We start from the raw sequence: 19,530 nt of genomic DNA, 5'->3' as shown, positions 1-19,530 counted from the left end.
GGGATCAGCCGTACTTCAGGATTTTGAGGGCGGCTTCGAGTCCTTCGCTCGTCCCGACGGTGACCAGCAGGTCGCCGGCGGTGAGCGCGAAGTCGGGCGTGGGCGACGGGTGCACCTGGCCGGCCCGCGCCACCGCGACCACCGAGACGCCGGTGCGCGTGCGCATCGCCGTGTCGCCGAGCGTCCGGCCGTCGAACGGGCTGGACGGCTTGATCGGCAGCTGCTTGGTGCTGATGCCCGGCAGGTCCTGGTGCTCCTCGGTGAGCTGCGCGACCAGCTGCGGCGCGCCGAGGAGGTTGGCCAGCGTGCCCGCCTCGTCCGCGGTCAGCGGGATCGAGGCGGCGCAGGCGTCCGGGTCGTCGGACTTGGACACGATGAGCTCGGTGTGGCCGTCCCGCTGCGACACGACGCCGATGCGGCGGCCGGTACGGGTGCTGAAGTCCTTGCGGACCCCGATGCCGGGAAGTGGGGTTACTTCGACGTTCACCCAACCACCGTAACCCACGTGTCCGATTCGCGACGTTCAGCCGAGCAGCAGGAGCAGGGCGGCGACGACCATGACCGCGGCGGTCACGCCGTGGACGCCGAAGGCGATGGCCTTCCTGCCCCGGTGGCGCAGGATCAGCAGCATGTCGAAGACCGGCCAGAGGGCCGCGGTGAGCATGACCCAGCCGAGCGCGTGCGCGTCGCCGTAGATCATCAGGGCCAGGGGGATCAGGCCGGCTCCGATGTCGCGGCCGCCCTTGACGTTGAGGAAGGTCTCCGCGTTCTCGGGGACCCTTCCGAAGCCGAAGCCCGCGGCGGTCTTCACCGGCGCGAAGACGTAGTTGAGGCCGATGTAGATGATCCCGAGCGAGACGAGCGCGGTGAGGACGTAGCCGGTGATGACCATGGTGTTCCCTCCAGATGGTTTCTCTAGCATCGCTAGGATTACTAGCAACGCTAATCTAGCGGCGCTAGTTTGTCTAGCAGTGCTAGCGTGTGACGCATGACCCAGCGACAACGGCGAGTGCGCGACCGGACCGAGCGAGCGCAGCGGATCGTCACCGCGGCGCGTGAGCTGGCCGAGGAGGAGGGCTGGGACGCGGTCACCACCCGCAAGCTCGCGGCGCTGATCGAGTACAGCCAGCCGGTGCTCTACAGCCACTTCCCGGGCGGCAAGGACGCGATCATGGCCGCGGCCGCGCTGGAGGGCTTTGCCGAGCTGGCCGGCGTGCTGGCGGGCGCCCGCGGCGGCGGTCTCGCGAGCGTCGTCCGCGCCTACGTCGAGTTCGCCGCGGCCAAGCCCGCGCTGTACGACGCGATGTTCACGCTGGCGTCGGAACTGCCGTTCGCCCAGGACGACACCCCCGAGGTGATGAAGGCGAACTTCGCGGAGCTGCTCGCGGTCATCGAGCCGGTCGCCGGGCGGCAGGACCCCGGCCCGCTGACTGAGGTGTTCTGGAGCACGTTGCACGGCCTGGTGACCCTCGAGCGCGGCCGCCGGCTTTCGCCTGCCCACCGCGAGGAGCGGCTCGCGCTCGTGGTGGCGCGCTTCGGCGCGCGGGGCGACTGATCTCCTCCGCACCCCGACCGGCAGAATGGGGGTGAAGCCGAACGGGACGAGAACGCGAGGAGAGTGCCGGTGACGGGAGCCCTACGAGGTGTGGTCGCGCTGGACGGCCCGTCGGGGACCGGGAAGACCACCGTCGCCCGCAAGCTCGCCCAGCGCCTCGGCGCCGGCTACCTCGACACCGGGGCGATGTACCGGATGGTCACCCTCGCCGTGCTGCGCGCGGGTGTCGACCCGGCCGATGCCGCCGCCGTCGCCGCGGTCGCCGACCGGGCCGAGTTCGGCATCGGCACCAGCCCCGACCGGCCGGAGATCCGCTTGGCGGGCGAAGACGTCGCCGCCGACATCCGCGGGCCCGAGGTCACCAAGGCCGTTTCGCCCGTCTCGGCCGTGCCGCACGTGCGGGAGCTGCTGGTCGCGCGGCAGCGGCGGATCATCGAGGACGTCGTCGCCCACCGCGGCGGGATCGTCGTCGAGGGCCGGGACATCGGTACCGTCGTCGCGCCGGACTCGCCGCTCAAGGTCTACCTGACCGCCTCGGCCGACGTCCGCGCGTCGCGCCGCAGCACCCAGGACACCGCGGCCGGGCGGCAGTCGTCCGTGGCCGACGCACTGGCCAGCGTCGAGCGCCGCGACCACCTCGACTCGACCCGCGCCGCCTCGCCGCTGCGCGCGGCCGACGACGCCGTGCACGTCGACACCTCCGAGCTGTCGATCGACCAGGTGATCGTCGCGTTGAGCGAGCTGGCCAGCCACCGCGGCATCCTCGAGGGCTGCAACGCCGAGGTCGCTCGATGAGCGCTGACGGACTCCCCGAGGGATCCGTCGGCAGGCTCCACGACGCCGGGCGGGTCTTCGCCCGGTACTATCTGCGCTCGGCCTTCCGCATCCGGGTGCACGGCCGCGAGCGCGTCCCCGCCACCGGGCCGCTGCTCGTGATCGCCAACCACAGCTCCATGATCGAGCCGCAGCTGATCTTCGGAATGCTTCCGCGGCGTTCGGCGTTCCTGGTCAAGGCCGAGATGTTCGGCGGGATCGTCGGCAAGTTCATGCTGGCGATCGGGCAGATCCCGCTCAAGCGCGGCGAGATCGACCGCAAACCGCTGCTGACCGCGGTCGGCGTGCTCAAGGACGGCGGTGTCGTCGGGATCTTCCCCGAGGGCACCCGCGGTACCGGGGACGTCGGCGCGGCCGAACGCGGTGCGGCCTGGCTGGTCCGGGCCTCCGGCGCGACCGTGCTCCCGGTCGCGACGCGGGGCACGCTCAAGCCGGCCGACGGCAGGCGACGGTTCCGGCCGCGGGTGGACATCCTCGTGGGCGAGCCGTTCTCGCCGAAGGTGGGGCCCGGGAAGACCGGGCTCGACCAGGGCACCGAAGAGCTGCGCGGTGAGCTCGCGGCGCTCGTCAAGACTTTGGACGACTGGCGTGCCGAACACGGATTCGGCGCGGTATAAGGGAAATAGGTTCCAATGACTGAATTTAATGCCGCCTCCGCGGGAAAGAGCACGTCGGCGGAGTTCGAAAGCGTCGGCGAAGTCGACGGCACCTGGTCCGACGAGACCGAGTTCGCCGCGCTCGACGCGCAGATCGAGGCGGCGGAAGCGGCCGAGGAGGCTGCCCTCGCGCAGCCGGTGCTCGCCGTCGTCGGCCGTCCCAACGTGGGCAAGTCGACGCTGGTCAACCGCATCCTCGGCCGGCGTGAAGCGGTCGTGCAGGACGTGCCGGGTGTGACCCGCGACCGCGTCGCCTACGACGCCTACTGGGGCGGGCGCAAGTTCACCCTGGTCGACACCGGCGGCTGGGAGCCGGACGCGACCGGGCTGCAGGCCTCCGTCGCCGCCCAGGCCGAGCTGGCCATGCAGACCGCGGACGCGGTGCTGCTGGTGATCGACGCGTCAGTCGGCGCGACCGCGACCGACGAGGCCGTCTCCAAGGTGCTGCGCCGCTCGAAGAAGCCGGTGCTGCTGGCCGCCAACAAGGTCGACGACGACCGGCTGCTCGCGGACACCGCGTCGCTGTGGTCGCTCGGCCTCGGCGAGCCGCACCCGGTCAGCGCCCTGCACGGCCGCAGCTCCGGCGACCTGCTCGACGCCATCCTCGAGGCCCTGCCTGAGTCGCCGCGCGAGGGCGGCGTCGTGACGTCGGGCCCGCGGCGCGTCGCGCTGGTCGGGAAGCCGAACGTCGGCAAGTCGAGCCTGCTCAACAAGCTCTCGGGCGAGCAGCGCTCGGTCGTCGACTCGGTCGCCGGCACCACGGTCGACCCGGTCGACTCGCTGGTCGAGCTGGACGGCGAGACCTGGCGGTTCGTGGACACGGCCGGCCTGCGCAAGCGCGTCAACTTCGCCGCGGGCGCCGAGTACTACGCGTCGCTGCGCACCAAGACCGCGATCGACGCGGCCGAGGTGGCGATCGTGCTGCTGGACGCGGCCGAGCCGCTGTCCGAGCAGGACCTGCGGGTGCTGACCATGGTCGTCGAGGCCGGGCGCGCGTGCGTGCTGGCGTTCAACAAGTGGGACCTGGTCGACGAGGACCGACGGCACGCGATGGTCCGCGAGCTCGACCGCGGCCTGGTCCGCGTGCCGTGGGCGGAGAAGGTCAACATCTCGGCGCTGACCGGCCGTTCGGTGCGCAAGCTCGCGCCGGCGCTGCGGACCGCGCTGAAGTCGTGGGACCAGCGGGTGCCCACCGGCCAGCTCAACGCGTGGCTGTCCGACCTGATCGCGGCCACCCCGCCACCGGTCCGCTCGGGCAAGCAGCCGAAGGTCCTGTTCGCCACCCAGGCCGGTATCCGCCCGCCGACGCTGGTGCTGTTCACCACCGGCTTCCTCGAGGCGGGCTACCGCCGGTTCATCGAGCGCAAGTTCCGCGAGCAGTTCGGCTTCACCGGCAGCCCCGTCCGGGTGAATGTCCGCGTCCGCGAGAAGAAGGCGAAGCCGAAGGTCGGCGGAAAAGCCGCCCGCACCCGGTGATTTTCCCGGGACTGGCGTGATCAGGGCCGGAACTCGCGTGATGGGAGCCGTGACGAGCGAGTTCCGGTCCGAATCACGCGAGTTCCGCCTTCAATCACGCAGGATGCGAGCTGGATCACGCTGGTCACGGCCTTGATCGTGAGGTCCGACACGCTAGCGTGACCTCAGGGATATCTTTCGGTGATTCGCAGGTATGGTGAAGGGTCGTTGCGGGCGCCTCAACCAGGAGAGCGAGCCCGATTGAGGCTCCCGGAAGGTGAGTGGTGGGCTTGCGCGCCCATGGTTTGTCCCTGCACGTCTTCGTTCCGGTCGAGGTGAACGCCCGATGACCGTCACGATCGAACCCACCGGCACCACCCCGAGGTCACCCTCGCCGACCGGGCGCTGTTCTGGTCCGGCCTCGGTGCCCCCGAGCGCACCCTCCTCGAGGTGCTCACCGCCACCGCCGAGCGGCACCCGAACGCCGCCGCGATCGACGACGGCACCACCACCCTGACCTACCGGCGCCTGCTCGACGAGATCGAGGTCTACGGCCGCCGGCTGCGCAGCTACGGCGTCGGCCTCGGCGACCGCGTCGGCATCCGGATCTCCTCCGGCACCGCCGAGCTGTACGTCGCCATCCTCGCCACCCTGTCCGTCGGCGCCGCCTACGTGCCGGTCGACGCGGACGACCCGGACGAGCGCGCCGAGCTGGTCTTCGAAGAGGCCCAGGTCGCGGCCGTGGCCACCGACGGCAAGATCGAGGTCCACAACACCCCGGGTGGCCGTGACGGCGTCCCCGGCCCGGCCGACGACGCGTGGATCATCTTCACCTCCGGCTCCACCGGCAAGCCCAAGGGCGTCGCGGTCACGCACGCGTCGGCCGCCGCCTTCGTCGACGCCGAGGCCGAGCTGTTCCTCACCGACGAGCCGATCGGCCCCGGCGACCGCGTCCTGGCCGGGCTGAGCGTCGCCTTCGACGCCTCCTGCGAAGAGATGTGGCTGGCCTGGCGCCACGGCGCCTGCCTGGTCCCCGCGCCGCGCGCGCTGGTCCGCACCGGCGTCGACCTCGGCCCGTGGCTGGTCGCGCAGCGCATCACCGTCGTCTCGACCGTGCCGACGCTGGCCGCGCTGTGGCCTGCGGACGCGCTCGAGGACGTCCGCCTGCTCATCTTCGGCGGCGAAGCGTGCCCGCCGGAGCTGGCCGAGCGCGTCGCCGTCGAAGGCCGCGAAGTCTGGAACACCTACGGCCCGACCGAGGCCACCGTCGTCGCCTGCGCCGCGCAGCTGACCGGCGAGGGCCCGGTCCGGATCGGCCTGCCGCTCGTCGGCTGGCAGCTCGCCGTGGTCAACGACGAAGGCGAGCCGGTCGCCATGGGCGAGACCGGCGAGCTGGTCATCGGCGGCGTCGGCCTGGCCCGCTACCTCGACGCGGCCAAGGACGCCGAGAAGTTCGCGCCGCTGCCGTCGCTGGGCTGGCAGCGCGCCTACCGCTCGGGCGACATGGTCCGCGCCGAAGAAGAAGGCCTGCTGTTCCTCGGCCGCCTCGACGAGCAGGTCAAGCTCGGCGGCCGCCGCATCGAGCTGGGCGAGGTCGACGCCGCGCTGCAGGCCCTGCCGGGCGTGCAGGGCGCGGCCGCCGCGATCCGCCGCACCAAGGCGGGCAACCAGGTCCTCGTCGGGTACGTCGTGCCCGCCGACGACAGCTTCGACCACGACCAGGCCGCGACCCGCCTGCGCGAGCACCTGCCCGCCGCGCTGGTCCCGCTGCTCGCCGTCGTCGACGACCTGCCGACCCGCACCTCGGGCAAGGTCGACCGCAACGCCCTCCCGTGGCCGCTGTCCACAGTGGAGGCTTCCGGGCTGACCCCGACCGAGACGTGGCTCGCCGAAGGCTGGGCCGAGATCCTCGGCGTGTCGGTGGACAGCCCGAAGGCGGACTTCTTCACCCACGGCGGCGGCAGCCTGACCGCCGCCCAGGTGGTGGCCCGGATCCGCACCCGGCACCCGCAGGTGTCGGTCGCCGACGTCTACGCCCACCCCAAGCTGGGCGCGCTGGCCGCGATGCTGGACGCGCTGAGCGGCCAGGCCACCGAACGCCGGGAGATCGCGCCGACCAAGCGCCGCGCCGGCGTCGTCCAGACCCTGCTGATGGTGCCGCTGACGGGCCTGGTCGGGCTGCGCTGGGCGACGCTCGCCGCCGCGCTGTCGAACGTGCTGGCCCTGCTCGGGTTCGCCTGGGCGCCGACGCTGAGCTGGGCGTGGATCGGCCTGGCCTGGGTGGTGCTGTTCAGCCCGGCCGGCCGGATCGCCATCGCCGCCGGTGGTTCGCGCGTGCTGCTCTCGGGCGTGCAGCCCGGCACGTACCCGCGTGGCGGCAGTGTCCACTTGCGACTGTGGACGGCCGAGAAACTGGCCGAGTTCTCCGGTGCCGACAGCGTCGCGGGCGCGTCCTGGATGACGACGTACGCGAAGGCGCTCGGCGCGCGGATCGGCAAGGACGTCGACCTGCACTCGCCGCCGCCGGTCACCGGCTTCCTCAAGCTGGGCCGCGGCGCCGCGATCGAGCCGGAGGTCGACCTGTCCGGCCACTGGGTCGACGGCGACGTCGTGCACATCGGCAAGGTCCGCGTCGGCGCGGAAGCCCGCGTCGGTGCCCGCAGCACGCTGTTCCCCGGCGCGCGCGTCGGCAAGGGCGCGGAGATCGCGGCCGGGTCGACCGTCCGCGGCGCCGTTCCGGCCGGGCAGCGCTGGGCCGGTTCGCCCGCCGCTCGCGTGGCGAAAGATGAGCGCGACGCGCTGAAGTGGCCGTCGAGCCGCCCGCCGCGCTCGCACTTCTGGGCCGCCGTCTACGGCGCGACCTCATTGGTGCTCGGGTTCCTGCCCGGCATCGCCGCGCTGGCGGGCGTCGCCGTGCTCGGCTACGCGATCTCCGGTGCCCCGACACTGCTCGACGCGTTCACCCGCGCGCTGGTCTTCGTCCCGGCCGCGACGGCCGCGTACTTCCTGGCTTACATGCTGCTCGTGCTGGTCGGCGTCCGGGCGCTGAGCATCGGCATGGTCGAGGGCTACCACCCGGTGCACGGCCGCGTCGCGTGGCAGGTCTGGGCGACCGAACGCCTGATGAGCATGGCCCGCGAAGGGCTGTTCCCGCTGTACGCCAGCCTGTTCACGCCCGTGTGGCTGCGCATGCTGGGTGCGAAGGTGGGCCGCAACGTCGAGGCGTCGACCGTGCTGGCGCTGCCGAAGATGACCAAGGTCGACAGCGGCGCGTTCCTGGCCGACGACACCATGGTCGCCACCTACGAGCTCGGCCACGGCTGGCTGCACGTCGCCCCGGCGCGGATCGGCAAGCAGGCGTTCCTCGGCAACTCGGGGATGACCGCGCCCGGTCGCTCGGTGCCGAAGCGCGGCCTGGTGGGTGTGCTGTCCTCGACGCCGCTGAAGGCGAAGAAGGGCTCGTCGTACCTCGGGATGCCGCCGCTGCCGGTCCGCCGCGCGATCGGCGAGGCCGACACGAGCCGTACCTACACCCCGGCGCTGCACCTCAAGGCGGCGCGGGCGCTGGTCGAGCTGTGCCGGATCATCCCGGTCATGTGCGGGGTCGCGCTGACCGTCTCGGTGGCCTTCGGGCTGCTGTGGGCGGCGACGGCGTTCGGCTTCGGCATCGCGCTGCTGCTGGCCGGGCCCGCCCTGCTGGCCGCCGGCATCGTCGCCGCGCTGACCGCGACGGCGATGAAGTGGCTGCTGGTCGGCAAGTTCCGCGAGGTCGACCACCCGCTGTGGAGCTCGTTCGTCTGGCGCAACGAGCTCGCCGACACCTTCGTCGAGGCACTGGCCGTGCCGTGGCTGATCGGCTCGGTCGGCGGCACCCCGCTGCTGACCGCGTGGCTGCGCACGATGGGCGTCAAGATCGGCCGCGGCGTCTGGCTGGAGACGTACTGGCTGCCCGAAGCCGACCTGGTGTCGCTGGGCGACGGCGCGACCATCAACCGCGGCTGCGTCGTGCAGACGCACCTGTTCCACGACCGGATCATGAGCATGTCCCGGGTGACCCTCGGCGAGGGCGCGACGCTCGGCCCGCACGGCATCGTGCTGCCGGGCGCGGGCATCGGCGCGCGGACCACGGTCGGCCCGGGGTCGCTGGTGACCCGCGGCGACGAGGTGCCCGCCGACACCCGCTGGCTGGGCAACCCGATCTCCGCGTGGCCCGGTAAGTAACGAATGCAGGACCGGGCGCGCCGGACTCATCCGTCCGTGCGAGCCTGGTTCCAGCACGCACGACGAAAGGTTCGCCACGGGTGATTTCGAAGGCTCCCGCCCCCGGCGCGGACACCTCCGGCGACCCCTACCTGCCCGCGCACGGCAACGGCGGCTACCGGACCCGGCACTACGACCTGACGCTGGACTACAAGGTCGCGCCCAACCGGCTTTCGGCTGCGGCGGTGATCACCGCGGAGGCGACTCAGGCGCTGTCCCGGGTCAGCTTCGACTTCGGCGAGTTCCGGATCAACCGCGTGCTGGTCGACGGCAAGCCCGCGAAGTACCTCAAGCGCGGGCGGAAGCTGCACGTCAAGCCGGCCAAGTCGATCCCGGCGGGCGGGATGTTCGTCGTCGAGGTGCACTACGTCGGGAACCCGCGCCCGGTGGGGAGCCGCTGGGGTGACGTCGGCTGGGACGAGCTGACCGACGGCGCGCTGGTGGCGAGCCAGCCAGTCGGGGCGCCGTCGTGGTTCCCGTGCAACGACCACCCGTCGGACAAGGCGTCCTACCGGGTGAGCGTGACGACGGCGACGCCGTACCTGGTCGCGGTGACCGGGAGCCTGGTCGAGCGTTCGACGTCGGCGAGCACGACGCGCTGGGTCTTCGAGCGGCCGGAGCCGACGGCGACGTACCTGATGAGCGTCCAGATCGGCCGCTACGACGACGTCGAGCTGACCGGCCGCGGCTGGGGCTCACCCGGTGGCGCCGGGGCGCGCCGGCTGATCCTCGGGTTCGGCCGCACCGGCATCGCGTCGGTCACGCCGACGGTGCCCCAGCACGCGGCGGTGCCCCCGCGCCTGCGGCGCGCGTTCGAGCGCGACTTCGGGCGGCAGGGCCGGATGATGGAGTTCCTGCAGCGGCTGTTCGGCCCGTACCCGTTCGGCGAGTACGTCATCGTGGTCACCGACGACGACCTGGACGACCCGATCGAGGCCCAGGGCATGGCGATCTTCGGTGCCAACCACGTCGACGGCCGCCGCACCCACGAGCGGCTCGTGCTGCACGAGCTGGCCCACCAGTGGTTCGGCAACAGCCTGACGGTGGCGGACTGGCGGCACATCTGGCTGAACGAGGGCTTCGCGACGTACGCCGAGTGGCTGTGGTCGGAGGAGTCGGGCGGTGCGTCGGCCGCGACGCTCGCCCGGGAGTGGTACGCACGGGTCAAGGCCAAGCCGGCGGACGTCCGGATCGCCGACCCGGGGGTGGCCCGGATGTTCGACGAGCGGGTCTACAAGCGCGGCGGGCTGACGCTGCACGCGCTGCGGGCGGAGATCGGGGACCCGGCGTTCTTCGCGCTGTTGAAGTCGTGGACCGAGGAGAACCGGCACGGGCTGGTGACGACGGAAACGTTCGTGGCCGCGGCCGAGGCGCAGGCCGGGCGGTCGCTGAGCACGTTCTTCACCCGCTGGCTGTACACCCCGGCGCTGCCCTCGCCTCTCTGATTCATCGGATGTCTCTGCCGCTGTCCGGGTGAACCGCCCTGGCATTTTGGGCACCTGTCTGCAAGTATGGCCGAACGCCGCCGCTGGATCTTGCCGAAACGTTGTATGAATTCGGAGGATGCTTCATGGACTCTGTGTCCAGGCGGACGGTGCTCCGGTCTGCCTCGGTCCTCGCCGGGGCGGCGGCCTTCGGAGGCTTGTGGGCCCGTGCGGCTCCGCCCGCGCTCGCCACCGGCGGGAACCCGCACCGGGATGTCGCCGGAGATGCGCGGATGCTGTGGCGGCGGCTGCCGAAGAACTGGCAGGAAGGCCCGTTCCTCGCCAACGGCTACCTCGGCGTCCAGGTCTACGCCGGGAAGACGCCGGACACGCTCAGGTTCATGCTGAGCCACACCCAGGTGCAGGACCAGCGCATCCAGTGGGAAGCCGGGATCGGGCTCTCGCGCCTGCCCATCGGCTACTTCACGCTCACCCTGGCCGGCGCGATCACCGGCGTCGACTGGGCGCTCGACCTCTACAACGCCGAACTCGGCGGCACCATCACCACCACCCGGGGCTCGGTCGCCTTCTCCGCCGTCGTGCACAACGACCTCGGCGTGCTGCTCGTCTCGCTCACCCCGAGCGCCGGGGAAGCCGCGGCCGTCTGGGCGTTCCAGCCGCTCGAATCCGCCACCACGCGGACCGTCCGCAAGCCGCCCGAGTACGTCGCCAACCCCGCGCCCGAGCAGGCCGAAGGCCACTGCGCGCAGCCGCTGCTCGCCGGCGGCGGGTACACCACGGCCTGGCAGGAACGCGCCATCGGCACGCGACGGCTGTTCGCGGCCACCGTCGCCTACAGCTTCCCCGGCACCACGCACACCGCGGACGCGCGCGCCGCCGTCCGGAAAGCGCTTGCCGCCCCGCCGGACGTCCTGCTCGCCCGGCACCGCCGCTGGTGGAACGACTACCACCGCCGCAGCTTCGTTTCGGTGCCCGACAAGCAGGTCCAGCGGTTCTACTGGATCCAGCTGTACAAGATCGCCGCCGCCACCCGTGCGGGCGGGCCGGTCGTGTCCGAATGGGGGCCGTGGTTCCCCGAGGTGGGCAACAGCTGGACCGCCGTCTGGTGGAACCTCAACGTCCAGGTCACCTACCCGATCGTCAACAGCACCAACCACCCCGAACTCGACGCCGTCACCGAGACCTTCCGCCGCGACCACGCGAACCTCGAGGTGTCCGTCCCGCCCGCGTACCGCGACGGCGACACCTACGCCCTCTCGCACCCCGGCGACTGGCGGCTGCGGCCCGGCGGCACGCGTTCGGTGGGCGTCCCCGGGACGACGTCCAAGACCGACCAGACCGGGAACCTGTTGTGGGGCCTGCACAACGTCTGGCTGGCCTACCGGCACCACCTGGACGAGCGGGTGCTCCGCGACGTCCTCTACCCGACCCTGGCCAAGGCGCTGAACTTCTACCGGCACTTCCTGTTCACCGGCCCGGACGGGTGGCTCCACCTGCCGCTGACCCGCTCGCCGGAGTACGCCGACGCGCCCGACTGCACCTACGACCTCTCCCTCATCCGGTGGGCGGCCCGCACGCTCGTCGAGGCCGCGCGCCTGCTCCGCCTCGACGAGCCGCGCGTGCCGGGCTGGCAGGAGATCGGCGCGAAACTCGTGCCGTACCGCGAAGATCCCGCGAACGGCGTGCTGATCGGCGACGGCGTCCCGCTGGCCGCCTCGCACCGGCACTTCTCGCACCTGCTGTGGCTGTACCCGCTGCGTGAAAAGGTTTGGGACACCCCGGGTGACCGCAACCTCATGACGCGCACCTTCGACCACTGGGCCGCCGACCAGTCCGCATGGCACGGCTACAGCTACGCGGCCGCGTCGTCGATGAAGTCGGTGATGGACGCGCCCGAGGAAGCGTTGCGGTACCTGAAGTTCTTCCTCGACCGCAATGTCGTCGCCGACACCGAGCTGACCGCGAACACGATGTACCGCGAAGGCGCCAACTTCGCCATCGAGAGCCCGATCACCGCCGCGCAGTCCGTGGTGGACATGCTGATGCAGGGCTCCGGCGGGGTGCTCAAGGTCTTCCCGTCGGTGTCGGCGACCTGGCGGGACGCCTCGATCGCCGGGCTGCGCGCGGAAGGCGCGTTCCTCGTGGACGCCTCCCGCCGCGACGGCCGGACCGAATTCGTCCGCGTGCACAGCGAAGCCGGCGAACCGCTGGTCCTGCAGCACGGCGTCGCCGGGGACGTCGACGTCCGCGACGAGCACGGCCGGCGGTTGCCGTGGCGCCCGGCCGGGCCCGGGCGGATCGCGATCGGGTTGTGCCGCGGCGGCACCGCCGTCGTCACCCCGCGGGGCGGGCGGCCGGACTTCGCGCCGCGGGACGTCCCCGCGCTCGGCCCGGCACCCGCGTGGGGCCTGCCGAGCTGAACCCGCTCTTCGACAAGGAGGTCGAATGGACATCACCCGCAGAACCGTGCTCGGCGGCGCCCTCGCCGGGCTCGCCGCGGCCGGCCTGACTCCGGGAACCGCCGAGGCGGGCAGTGACGACTTCGGCTGGGCCGGGTTCCTGGGCACCGCGGACCTGCTCTGGCGGCGGCTGCCGAAAACCTGGTACGAGGGCCCGTTCCTGGGCAACGGGTTCCTCGGCTCCGGCATCTACGCCGAGCCGGGGCAGAACGCGATCCGGTTCAACGTCCAGCACAGCCAGGTCCAGGACCACCGGCCGGAGTTCGGCTCGCTGTTCGGCCTGGCCCGGCTCCCGATCGGCTACTTCACCCTCGAACCGGTCGGCGCGATCACCGCGATCGACTGGCGGATGGACCTGTGGAACGCCGAGCTCACCGGCACGATCACGACGGCCGCGGGCAGCCTGAGCCTGCGCGCGATCGTCCACACCGGACAGTCCTTGCTGGCCGTCGAAATCCGGCCGTCCGAGGGGGAACGGGCGTTCAAGTGGGTGTTCCACCCGGCGGTGGCGGTCAGCCCGCGCGCCGATCCGGTGTGGAACAAGCCGCCGCCCGCGGGTTACACCGCGAACCCGCCGGTGCAGCTGTCGAGCAGCGGTGACGCGCAGCTCGCCGTCCAGCCGCTGCTGGCCGGCGGCGAGCACGTGACGGCTTGGCGCGAGGTCACCCGCGGCGGCACACGCACGCTGTACACGTCGGTGGCGTGGTCGCACCCCGAGAAGACTTCGGTGTCACGGGCGTTGAGCACGGTCCGGCGGGCACTTCCGTTCGCCGCGTCCACTCAGGACCACCGGCGCTGGTGGCACGACTACTACCGCCGCAGCTTCCTGTCCATCCCGGACACCCGGCTGCAGGGCTTCTACTGGATCCAGCTGTACAAAGTCGCCTCGGCGGCCCGGCGCGAGGCGCCGGTGATGGCGACGTCCGGGCCGTGGCTGGAGAACACGCCGTGGCCGGCGACCTGGTGGAACCTGAACGTCCAGCTCGAGTACTGGCTGATCCACGGCTCGAACCACCTGGAACTGGACGCGGTCAGCCACGCGCTCGACAAGTACCGCGCGAATCTGTCCGGCCAGGTCGCCACTCCGTACCAGGCCGACTCGGCGGGCATCCCGCGCACGACCGACATGACGCTGCTCAACGGCGTCTCGAACACCACCAGCGGGTTCCCGGTCGGCATCCCCGGCCAGGACACGCCGACGCCGGAGGTCGGCAACCTGACCTGGGCGCTGCACAACGTCTGGCTGTCCTACCGGCACACTCTCGATCGGACACTGCTCCAGGGCACGCTGATCCCGTTGCTGCGCAGGGCGATCAACTACTACCTGCACTTCCTCGCGGCGGGGCCGGACGGCAAGCTCCACCTGCCGCCGACGTTCTCGCCGGAGTACGGCGTCAACGCGCCGGACTGCAACTACGACCTGTCGCTGATCCGGTGGGGCTGCAAGACGCTGCTGCAGCACGCGCCCGGCGACCCGCTGGCGCCGCGCTGGCAGGACGTGCTCGCCAACCTCGTCGACTACCCGGCCGACGGCAACGGCTACATGATCGGGGCCGGGGTGCCGTTCGCGAAGTCGCACCGGCACTACTCGCACCTGCTGCAGATCTACCCGCTCCACGACGTCACCTGGGAGCAGCCGGAGCACCGGGCGATCATCGAGACGTCGCTGAACCACTGGGTCGGCTTCGAAGGCGCGCTGCAGGGCTACACGTTCACCGGGGCGGCGTCGATCTCGGCGCAGATGCTGCGCGGCGACCAGGCCGCGTTCTACCTCGGCGAGCTGCAGCGGCGGTACATCCAGCCGAACACCATGTACAAGGAGTCCGGGCCGGTCATCGAGACGCCGCTCTCGGCGGCGAAGTCGCTGCAGGACATGCTGGTGCAGAGCTGGGGCGGCGTGCTCCGGCTGTTCCCGGCGGTGCCCGCCGCCTGGGGCGACGTCGCCTTGCGGGACTTCCGCACCGAAGGCGCGTTCCTGCTCAGCGCGTCCCGAGCCGGCGGGAAGACGCGCTGGCTGAAGGTGCACAGCGAGGCCGGGGCGCCGTGCGTGCTGCGGCCGGGCATCGACGGCGAGCTGGCGGTGACCGACGCGCGGGGCCAAGCCCGTCGCTGGCGGCGGCTGCCCACCGGGGACGTCCAGGTCGAACTCGGCCGCGGCGAGGACGCGTTCGTGTACCGGAAGGGGGACAAGCCGGATTTCGGCGTCCGGCCGGTGGCGCCGGCCGGGCCGAGTGCGCCGTGGGGCCTGCCGTGATCGGGCGTTCCCGCCCGCAGCGGTGGCCTTGACGGCAGAATGGTGCTCTCGGACGAGGGGAGCACGATGAGCGAGCCGGACGGCAGACCGCCGTACCAGTACCCGCCGTGGCAGCCGCCGGTGCCGCCGAAGCGGATGTCACCGGCGGCCGTGGTGCTCATCGCCGGGTCGGTCGTGGTCGTCATCCTGATGGCGCTGGCCTTCCTGGCCTGGGGATATCCCGGGTTCCTGCGGGAGGCGGACGGGCACGCGGAGGTCGCGCCGGGACACTGGCCTGCCGGCTCGGCGACGGTCGTCACCCCGACCGCGCCGAGCACCCCGGTGACGCTGCCGGGCGGCCGGGCGCCGATGCCGAAGCGGCCTCGCCCGCTGGCCGACCCGGTGACGTGCGCGTTCACCCCGGACCCCGGCACACCGGCGCCGAAGAAGGTCGCGCTCCCGCCGGACGGCCCGGCGCCGTCGTCCGGCACGGTCGAAGCCCGGCTCGCGACCAGTGCGGGAGAAGTCGGGCTCACCCTGGACCGCGCGTTGGCGCCGTGCACCGTGGTCAACTTCCTGAGCCTGGCCGGCCAGGGTTTCTACGACGGGACGTCGTGCCACCGGCTGTCGGTGCAGACGGGGCTGCAGATGCTCCAGTGCGGCGACCCGGTCGGCGACGGCACCGGCGGCCCGGGCTACACGATCCGCGACGAGGTGTTCCCCGAGCTGACCTACGGCCGCGGCGTCCTGGCGATGGCCAAGACGGCCGCCCCGGACTCCGGCGGCTCCCAGTTCTTCCTGGTCTTCGGCGAGACGAACATCCCACCCGAGTACACGGTCTTCGGCAGCATCGACGACTCGGGCCTGGCCACCCTCGACGCGATCGCCCGCGCCGGAATCGACACCGCGAAACCCGGCATCGGCGACGGCAGCGGCCCCCCGAAAACCCCGGTGACCCTCACCCACGTCACCGCCACCCCGTAACTCGCGTGATCAAAGCCGTGACTCGCGTGATTGAAGCCCGAACTCGCGAGTTACGGCTTCAATCACGCGGGTCCCGTGCTCAATCACGCCAAGTACGGGTTCAAGCACGGTCGAGCAGGTGGCGGAGGTCCTTGAGGAGGGTGGCTGCGGGGGTGGGGGAGAGAGTTCGGTGGCGGGCGGCGACGTAGGCGTCGGGGCGGATGAGGAGGCAGCCGTCCTCGGCGATGCCGCTGAGGCGGGACCAGTCGCCGTAGGCGTCGCGGACGCCCGGGTCGCCGATGCGGACCGTCCGCAGGTCCAGGCCCAGTTCCGCGCCCACCTTGGCTGCCGCGTCGCGCCACGGCGTGCCGGTGAGGCCGGTCAGGAGCGTCCAGCGGCCGCCGCCCACGAGGTCCAAAGTGGACACGCGACGGCCGTGCGGGCCGACCAGCCACGCGTGCGGCAGCTTCGCGCCCGGTTCGGTGCTCGGCCGGTGGAACAGCTCCGGATCGCGCTCGGGCGGCGCCGGGACGCCGTCGGGCAGCACCGCCCCCGAGACGTACCGCTGGTCCAGTTCGACGCCGTGGGCGTTGAACTCGTAGTGCTTGAGCTCGATCGCCTGCTCCAGCTCACGTCGTTTGCGCGCCCCCTCGGGCGTCGCCGCGAGGCAGGTCTCGAGGCCGGCCGTGATGCCGTCGGCGTCGGTGTCGCCGGAGATGCCGAGCGCGGCGAAGATCGGCCCGAACTGGTCACGGCTGAGGTTCGCCCGGTCGACGATCTGCTTGCCCACCGGCGCCCGCTCGGCGGTGTAGCTGTCCAGCAGCCCCTCGCCCGCCTCGCCGCGCAGCACCATCGCGAGCTTCCACGCCAGGTTGTAGGAGTCCTGGACGGATGTGTTCGACCCCAGCCCGTTCGACGGCGGGTGCCGGTGCACCGCGTCCCCGGCGCAGAACACCCGGCCGCTGCGGTACTCGGTCGCGTAGTTGTGGTTGACCGTCCACAGTGACGTCGAGGTGATCTCGACCTCCAGCGCGGGATCCCCGACCAGGTCACGCACCAGCCGCGTCGCTTCCTCGGCGTCGACCTCGGGTGGCGGCTGGGCGATGTCGTAGCCCCAGGTCAGCAGCCACTCGTTCCACGGACGCACCATCCGCACCAGGCCCATCCCGATCCCGCCGAGGTGCGCGCCCGGCCGCATCACCCAGTACAGGACGCTCGGCCGGTGCGCCACGTACTGCGCCAGGTCGGCGGTGAAGGTGATGTTCATGCTGCCGGCCTTGCCGGTCTGCCCGGCGATCGGCAGCCCGGCCTGTTCGGCGACCCGGCTGCGGGCGCCGTCCGCGCCGATGAGGTACTTGGCACGCAGGGTGAACTCGTCGCCGCGCACGCGGTCGCGGAACCGCACGGTGACCCCCGAGCCGTCCTGCTCGAAGGACAGGAACTCGGTGTCCAGCCGCAGTTTCGCGCCGCGGGCGGCCGCCTCGCTCACCAGGATCGGCTCCAGGTAGGTCTGCGGCAGGTCGATCATGTGGCACGGGCTCGCGGCGGTGTATTCGGACGCCGACCGGTCGCCGGTGCCCCAGCTGGCGATCCGGCCGATCTCCGGCCCGGTCAGGGACGTGCACAGCACGGTGTCGCCCATCAGCTCCGGCGGTGTCCCGACGGCGAGCGCCTTGTCCTCGACGCCGAGGTCGCGCAGCACCTCCATGGTCCGCTGGTTGGTGATGTGCGCGCGGGGCGTGTTCGCCGTCCAGCCGTACTTGGTGGCCAGCACGGTCGGCACGCCGTAGGTGGCCAGCAGCAGCGCCGCGGCGCCGCCGGCCGGGCCGCTGCCGACCACGATGACGTCGGTGTCATAGCTCATGCGCTGCTCCCTGAAATCCGGAAGGTGAAGTCGAGCCCGTCGGTGAAGTCGACGATCAGGCCGTCCTTGACGCCGAACACGGTGTCCGAGCCGAGGTACTCGCCGCCGGCGACGAACAGCTGCGTGATCAGCGTGCGGTAGCCGGGCTTGGCGATCATGAAGTGCACGTGCGGCGCCCGGTAGGGGTGCCGGCCGACGGCATCGAGCATCTGCCCGACCGGACCGTCGGCGGGAATGGGGTACGCGCTCGGCGCGATCGTCCGGAACCGCAGCCGTCCTTCCGCGTCGGTGCGGAAGCGGGCCCGCAGCACCGGACCGTCCACTTCGGGCAGCTGGACGTCGTAGAAGCCGTCCTCATTGGACTGCCAGACGTCGACGACCGCGTCCGCCACCGGCCGGTCGTCCGTGTCGACCACCCGGATGTCCGCCTCCAGGGGAGTCCCGGGAAGCCCGGCGGCGAGGTCGGTGCCCTGCGGCGTCTCGGGCGGGCCGTCGACGTAGAACGGCCCGAGCACGGCCGACGGTGTCGTGTCCGGCGTCCGCGAGTTGGTCAGGACGTCGACGACGCTCGACACGCCGAGCGTGTCCGACAGCAGGATGAACTCCTGCCGCGTGTCGGTGGTGATGTGCCCGGCGCGGGTCAGGAACCCGATCGCGTACTCCCATTCGGCCTGGGTGAGGTCGGTGCGGATCGCGTAGCCGTGCAGCGTCTCGACGAGGTCGGTCAGCAGGACGCGCACGCGGTCCGGTGCCCCGGCAAAGCTGTCGACGACCTGCTTCGTGAGCGCCTTCAGGTTCGGGCGCGTGGCCGGGCGGGTGCCGTGCAATGCCTGGCGCACCGGCTCCGGCTCGCCCTCGATGTCGGCTTCGGTGAGGCCGAGTTCGGCGAGCGAGTGCGGGATCGGGAGCGACGCGGCCAGGTCGAACACCTCCGCGGCGTCGTCGAGACCTTGGTGCGCCATGACGTACGGGAGCAGCACGGCGTGGGTCTCGGCGTGCGGCAGGCCGAACTTGCCGCCGAGGTGGTGGCACAGCCGGTGGTGCAGGCCCATGGTGGCGGCGTCGAGGCACGTCCCGGCGAGCCACGCACCGCGCAGCAGGTCGATCCGGGCGTCCACATCGGACGGATTCGCCGCGATGCGGGGGAGTGCGCTCGTGATCAGCCGCTTGGCCTCCGCGGCGAACAGGTCGGTCATCGGGTTGGCGTCCGGCGCGTAGGACGCCTCCACCGCGTGCGCGAGGGCGTTGAGCCCGCTGGCCGCGGTGAGCGGCACGGGCAGGGACAGCGTCAGGCCGACGTCGTAGAGGACGGCTTCGGGCCGGACCTTCGCCGTCCGCTGGGTGGTCTTGCGGCCGTCGGCGGTCTGGCCGAGGACCGACGTCAGCTCGGAGCCCGCGTACGTCGTCGGGACGATCAGCTGCGGCAGGTCGGTGTGCAGGGCGATCGCCTTGGCCAGCCCGGTCGCCGAGCCACCGCCGATCGCGACGACACCGTCGACGTCGTGCTCGGCGACGACCTTGAGCGCGCGCTCGGTGACGTCGACCGGGGTGTGCATGGCGGCGTCTTCGAACCGCGCGGCCAGCCGGGGGCCGAGTGCGGCCGCGGCCCGGTCGCCGTAGCGTGGACTGCCGATCAGCAGCACCCGGTCGAGCCCGAGGCGCGCGGCTTCGTCGCCGAGGGTGCCGAGCGAGCCGAAGACCACCCGGACGGGGTTCGCGGCGTAGCTGAACGAGGTCATGCGAGGCAGTATCCGGCGGCGGCCGGGGCCGGTCCTGCACGTTCGTGCTGCGCGACGGCACGAAACG

The 19,530-nt window shown here is 72.0% G+C and carries 13 protein-coding genes; 9 read left to right on the top strand and 4 right to left on the bottom strand.

Translation table 11 applies throughout. The annotated features are described in order from the left end of the window. Window positions 1-4 precede the first annotated feature (4 nt). Both HUT10_RS11970 and HUT10_RS11965 read right to left on the bottom strand, forming a co-directional pair. The gene (locus HUT10_RS11970) at window positions 5-487 is read right to left on the bottom strand and encodes a cation:proton antiporter regulatory subunit (protein ID WP_176171264.1); all 483 of its coding nucleotides are present in this window, start codon (window positions 485-487) and stop codon (window positions 5-7) included. 36 nt (window positions 488-523) lie between these two features. Further along, window positions 524-892, bottom strand: coding sequence for a DUF4267 domain-containing protein (locus tag HUT10_RS11965; RefSeq protein WP_176171263.1), 369 nt, complete (start codon window positions 890-892; stop codon window positions 524-526). A 117-nt stretch (window positions 893-1,009) separates the two neighbouring features. Between HUT10_RS11965 and HUT10_RS11960 the strand changes: the two genes are divergently transcribed. The 9 genes from HUT10_RS11960 (at window position 1,010) to HUT10_RS11920 (ending at window position 15,881) form a co-directional block, all read left to right on the top strand. Then, a complete protein-coding gene (locus HUT10_RS11960; RefSeq protein ID WP_176177789.1) occupies window positions 1,010-1,555 on the top strand; it encodes a TetR/AcrR family transcriptional regulator in 546 nt (181 codons plus the stop codon). 90 nt (window positions 1,556-1,645) lie between these two features. Continuing rightward, the gene (gene cmk, locus HUT10_RS11955) at window positions 1,646-2,350 is read left to right on the top strand and encodes a (d)CMP kinase (protein ID WP_176177788.1); all 705 of its coding nucleotides are present in this window, start codon (window positions 1,646-1,648) and stop codon (window positions 2,348-2,350) included. Continuing rightward, window positions 2,347-3,006, top strand: a complete 660-nt coding sequence (locus HUT10_RS11950) for a 1-acyl-sn-glycerol-3-phosphate acyltransferase (protein WP_176171262.1) — start codon at window positions 2,347-2,349, stop codon at window positions 3,004-3,006. Before cmk ends, HUT10_RS11950 begins: the two co-directional genes overlap by 4 nt. 15 nt (window positions 3,007-3,021) lie before the next feature. Continuing rightward, window positions 3,022-4,521 (top strand): ribosome biogenesis GTPase Der, encoded by a 1,500-nt coding sequence (gene der, locus HUT10_RS11945; RefSeq protein WP_176171261.1) that lies wholly within the window; start codon window positions 3,022-3,024, stop codon window positions 4,519-4,521. 429 nt (window positions 4,522-4,950) lie between these two features. After that, window positions 4,951-8,721: a Pls/PosA family non-ribosomal peptide synthetase gene (locus tag HUT10_RS11940; protein WP_254896837.1), complete on the top strand. Its 3,771-nt coding sequence runs from the start codon at window positions 4,951-4,953 to the stop codon at window positions 8,719-8,721. A gap of 80 nt (window positions 8,722-8,801) precedes the next feature. After that, complete coding sequence (locus tag HUT10_RS11935) at window positions 8,802-10,205, top strand: M1 family metallopeptidase (RefSeq protein ID WP_176171260.1); 1,404 nt, start codon at window positions 8,802-8,804, stop codon at window positions 10,203-10,205. Window positions 10,206-10,330: 125 nt separating this feature from the next. Next, window positions 10,331-12,625 (top strand): glycoside hydrolase family 95-like protein, encoded by a 2,295-nt coding sequence (locus HUT10_RS11930; protein WP_176171259.1) that lies wholly within the window; start codon window positions 10,331-10,333, stop codon window positions 12,623-12,625. A 25-nt stretch (window positions 12,626-12,650) separates the two neighbouring features. Then, complete coding sequence (locus HUT10_RS11925; RefSeq protein ID WP_176171258.1) at window positions 12,651-14,918, top strand: Tat pathway signal sequence domain protein; 2,268 nt, start codon at window positions 12,651-12,653, stop codon at window positions 14,916-14,918. A gap of 66 nt (window positions 14,919-14,984) precedes the next feature. Beyond that, window positions 14,985-15,881 (top strand): peptidylprolyl isomerase, encoded by an 897-nt coding sequence (locus HUT10_RS11920; RefSeq protein ID WP_176171257.1) that lies wholly within the window; start codon window positions 14,985-14,987, stop codon window positions 15,879-15,881. 100 nt (window positions 15,882-15,981) lie between these two features. On the opposite strand, the gene HUT10_RS11915 is transcribed toward HUT10_RS11920, so the two are convergent. Together HUT10_RS11915 and HUT10_RS11910 are read right to left on the bottom strand one after the other, a co-directional pair. Further along, window positions 15,982-17,724, bottom strand: a complete 1,743-nt coding sequence (locus HUT10_RS11915; RefSeq protein WP_176171256.1) for an FAD-dependent monooxygenase — start codon at window positions 17,722-17,724, stop codon at window positions 15,982-15,984. Then, the gene (locus tag HUT10_RS11910) at window positions 17,721-19,463 is read right to left on the bottom strand and encodes a maleylacetate reductase and hydroxyquinol 1,2-dioxygenase domain-containing protein (protein WP_176171255.1); all 1,743 of its coding nucleotides are present in this window, start codon (window positions 19,461-19,463) and stop codon (window positions 17,721-17,723) included. The genes HUT10_RS11915 and HUT10_RS11910 overlap by 4 nt, the downstream gene beginning before the upstream one ends. Window positions 19,464-19,530: the final 67 nt, after the last annotated feature.

The sequence above is a fragment of the Amycolatopsis sp. Hca4 genome, from assembly GCF_013364075.1.
In the GTDB taxonomy this organism is placed as follows: domain Bacteria; phylum Actinomycetota; class Actinomycetes; order Mycobacteriales; family Pseudonocardiaceae; genus Amycolatopsis.
This window is presented reverse-complemented; position numbering and strand designations above follow the sequence as displayed.

Excerpts from the sequence above, each read along its gene's own strand:
- HUT10_RS11965 (WP_176171263.1), bottom strand. The coding sequence starts at position 892 with ATGGTCATCACCGGCTACGTCCTCACCGCGCTCGTCTCGCTCGGGATC.
- HUT10_RS11950 (WP_176171262.1), top strand. The coding sequence starts at position 2,347 with ATGAGCGCTGACGGACTCCCCGAGGGATCCGTCGGCAGGCTCCACGAC.
- der (WP_176171261.1), top strand. The coding sequence starts at position 3,022 with ATGACTGAATTTAATGCCGCCTCCGCGGGAAAGAGCACGTCGGCGGAG.
- HUT10_RS11930 (WP_176171259.1), top strand. The coding sequence starts at position 10,331 with ATGGACTCTGTGTCCAGGCGGACGGTGCTCCGGTCTGCCTCGGTCCTC.
- HUT10_RS11925 (WP_176171258.1), top strand. The coding sequence starts at position 12,651 with ATGGACATCACCCGCAGAACCGTGCTCGGCGGCGCCCTCGCCGGGCTC.
- HUT10_RS11920 (WP_176171257.1), top strand. The coding sequence starts at position 14,985 with ATGAGCGAGCCGGACGGCAGACCGCCGTACCAGTACCCGCCGTGGCAG.
- HUT10_RS11915 (WP_176171256.1), bottom strand. The coding sequence starts at position 17,724 with ATGAGCTATGACACCGACGTCATCGTGGTCGGCAGCGGCCCGGCCGGC.
- HUT10_RS11910 (WP_176171255.1), bottom strand. The coding sequence starts at position 19,463 with ATGACCTCGTTCAGCTACGCCGCGAACCCCGTCCGGGTGGTCTTCGGC.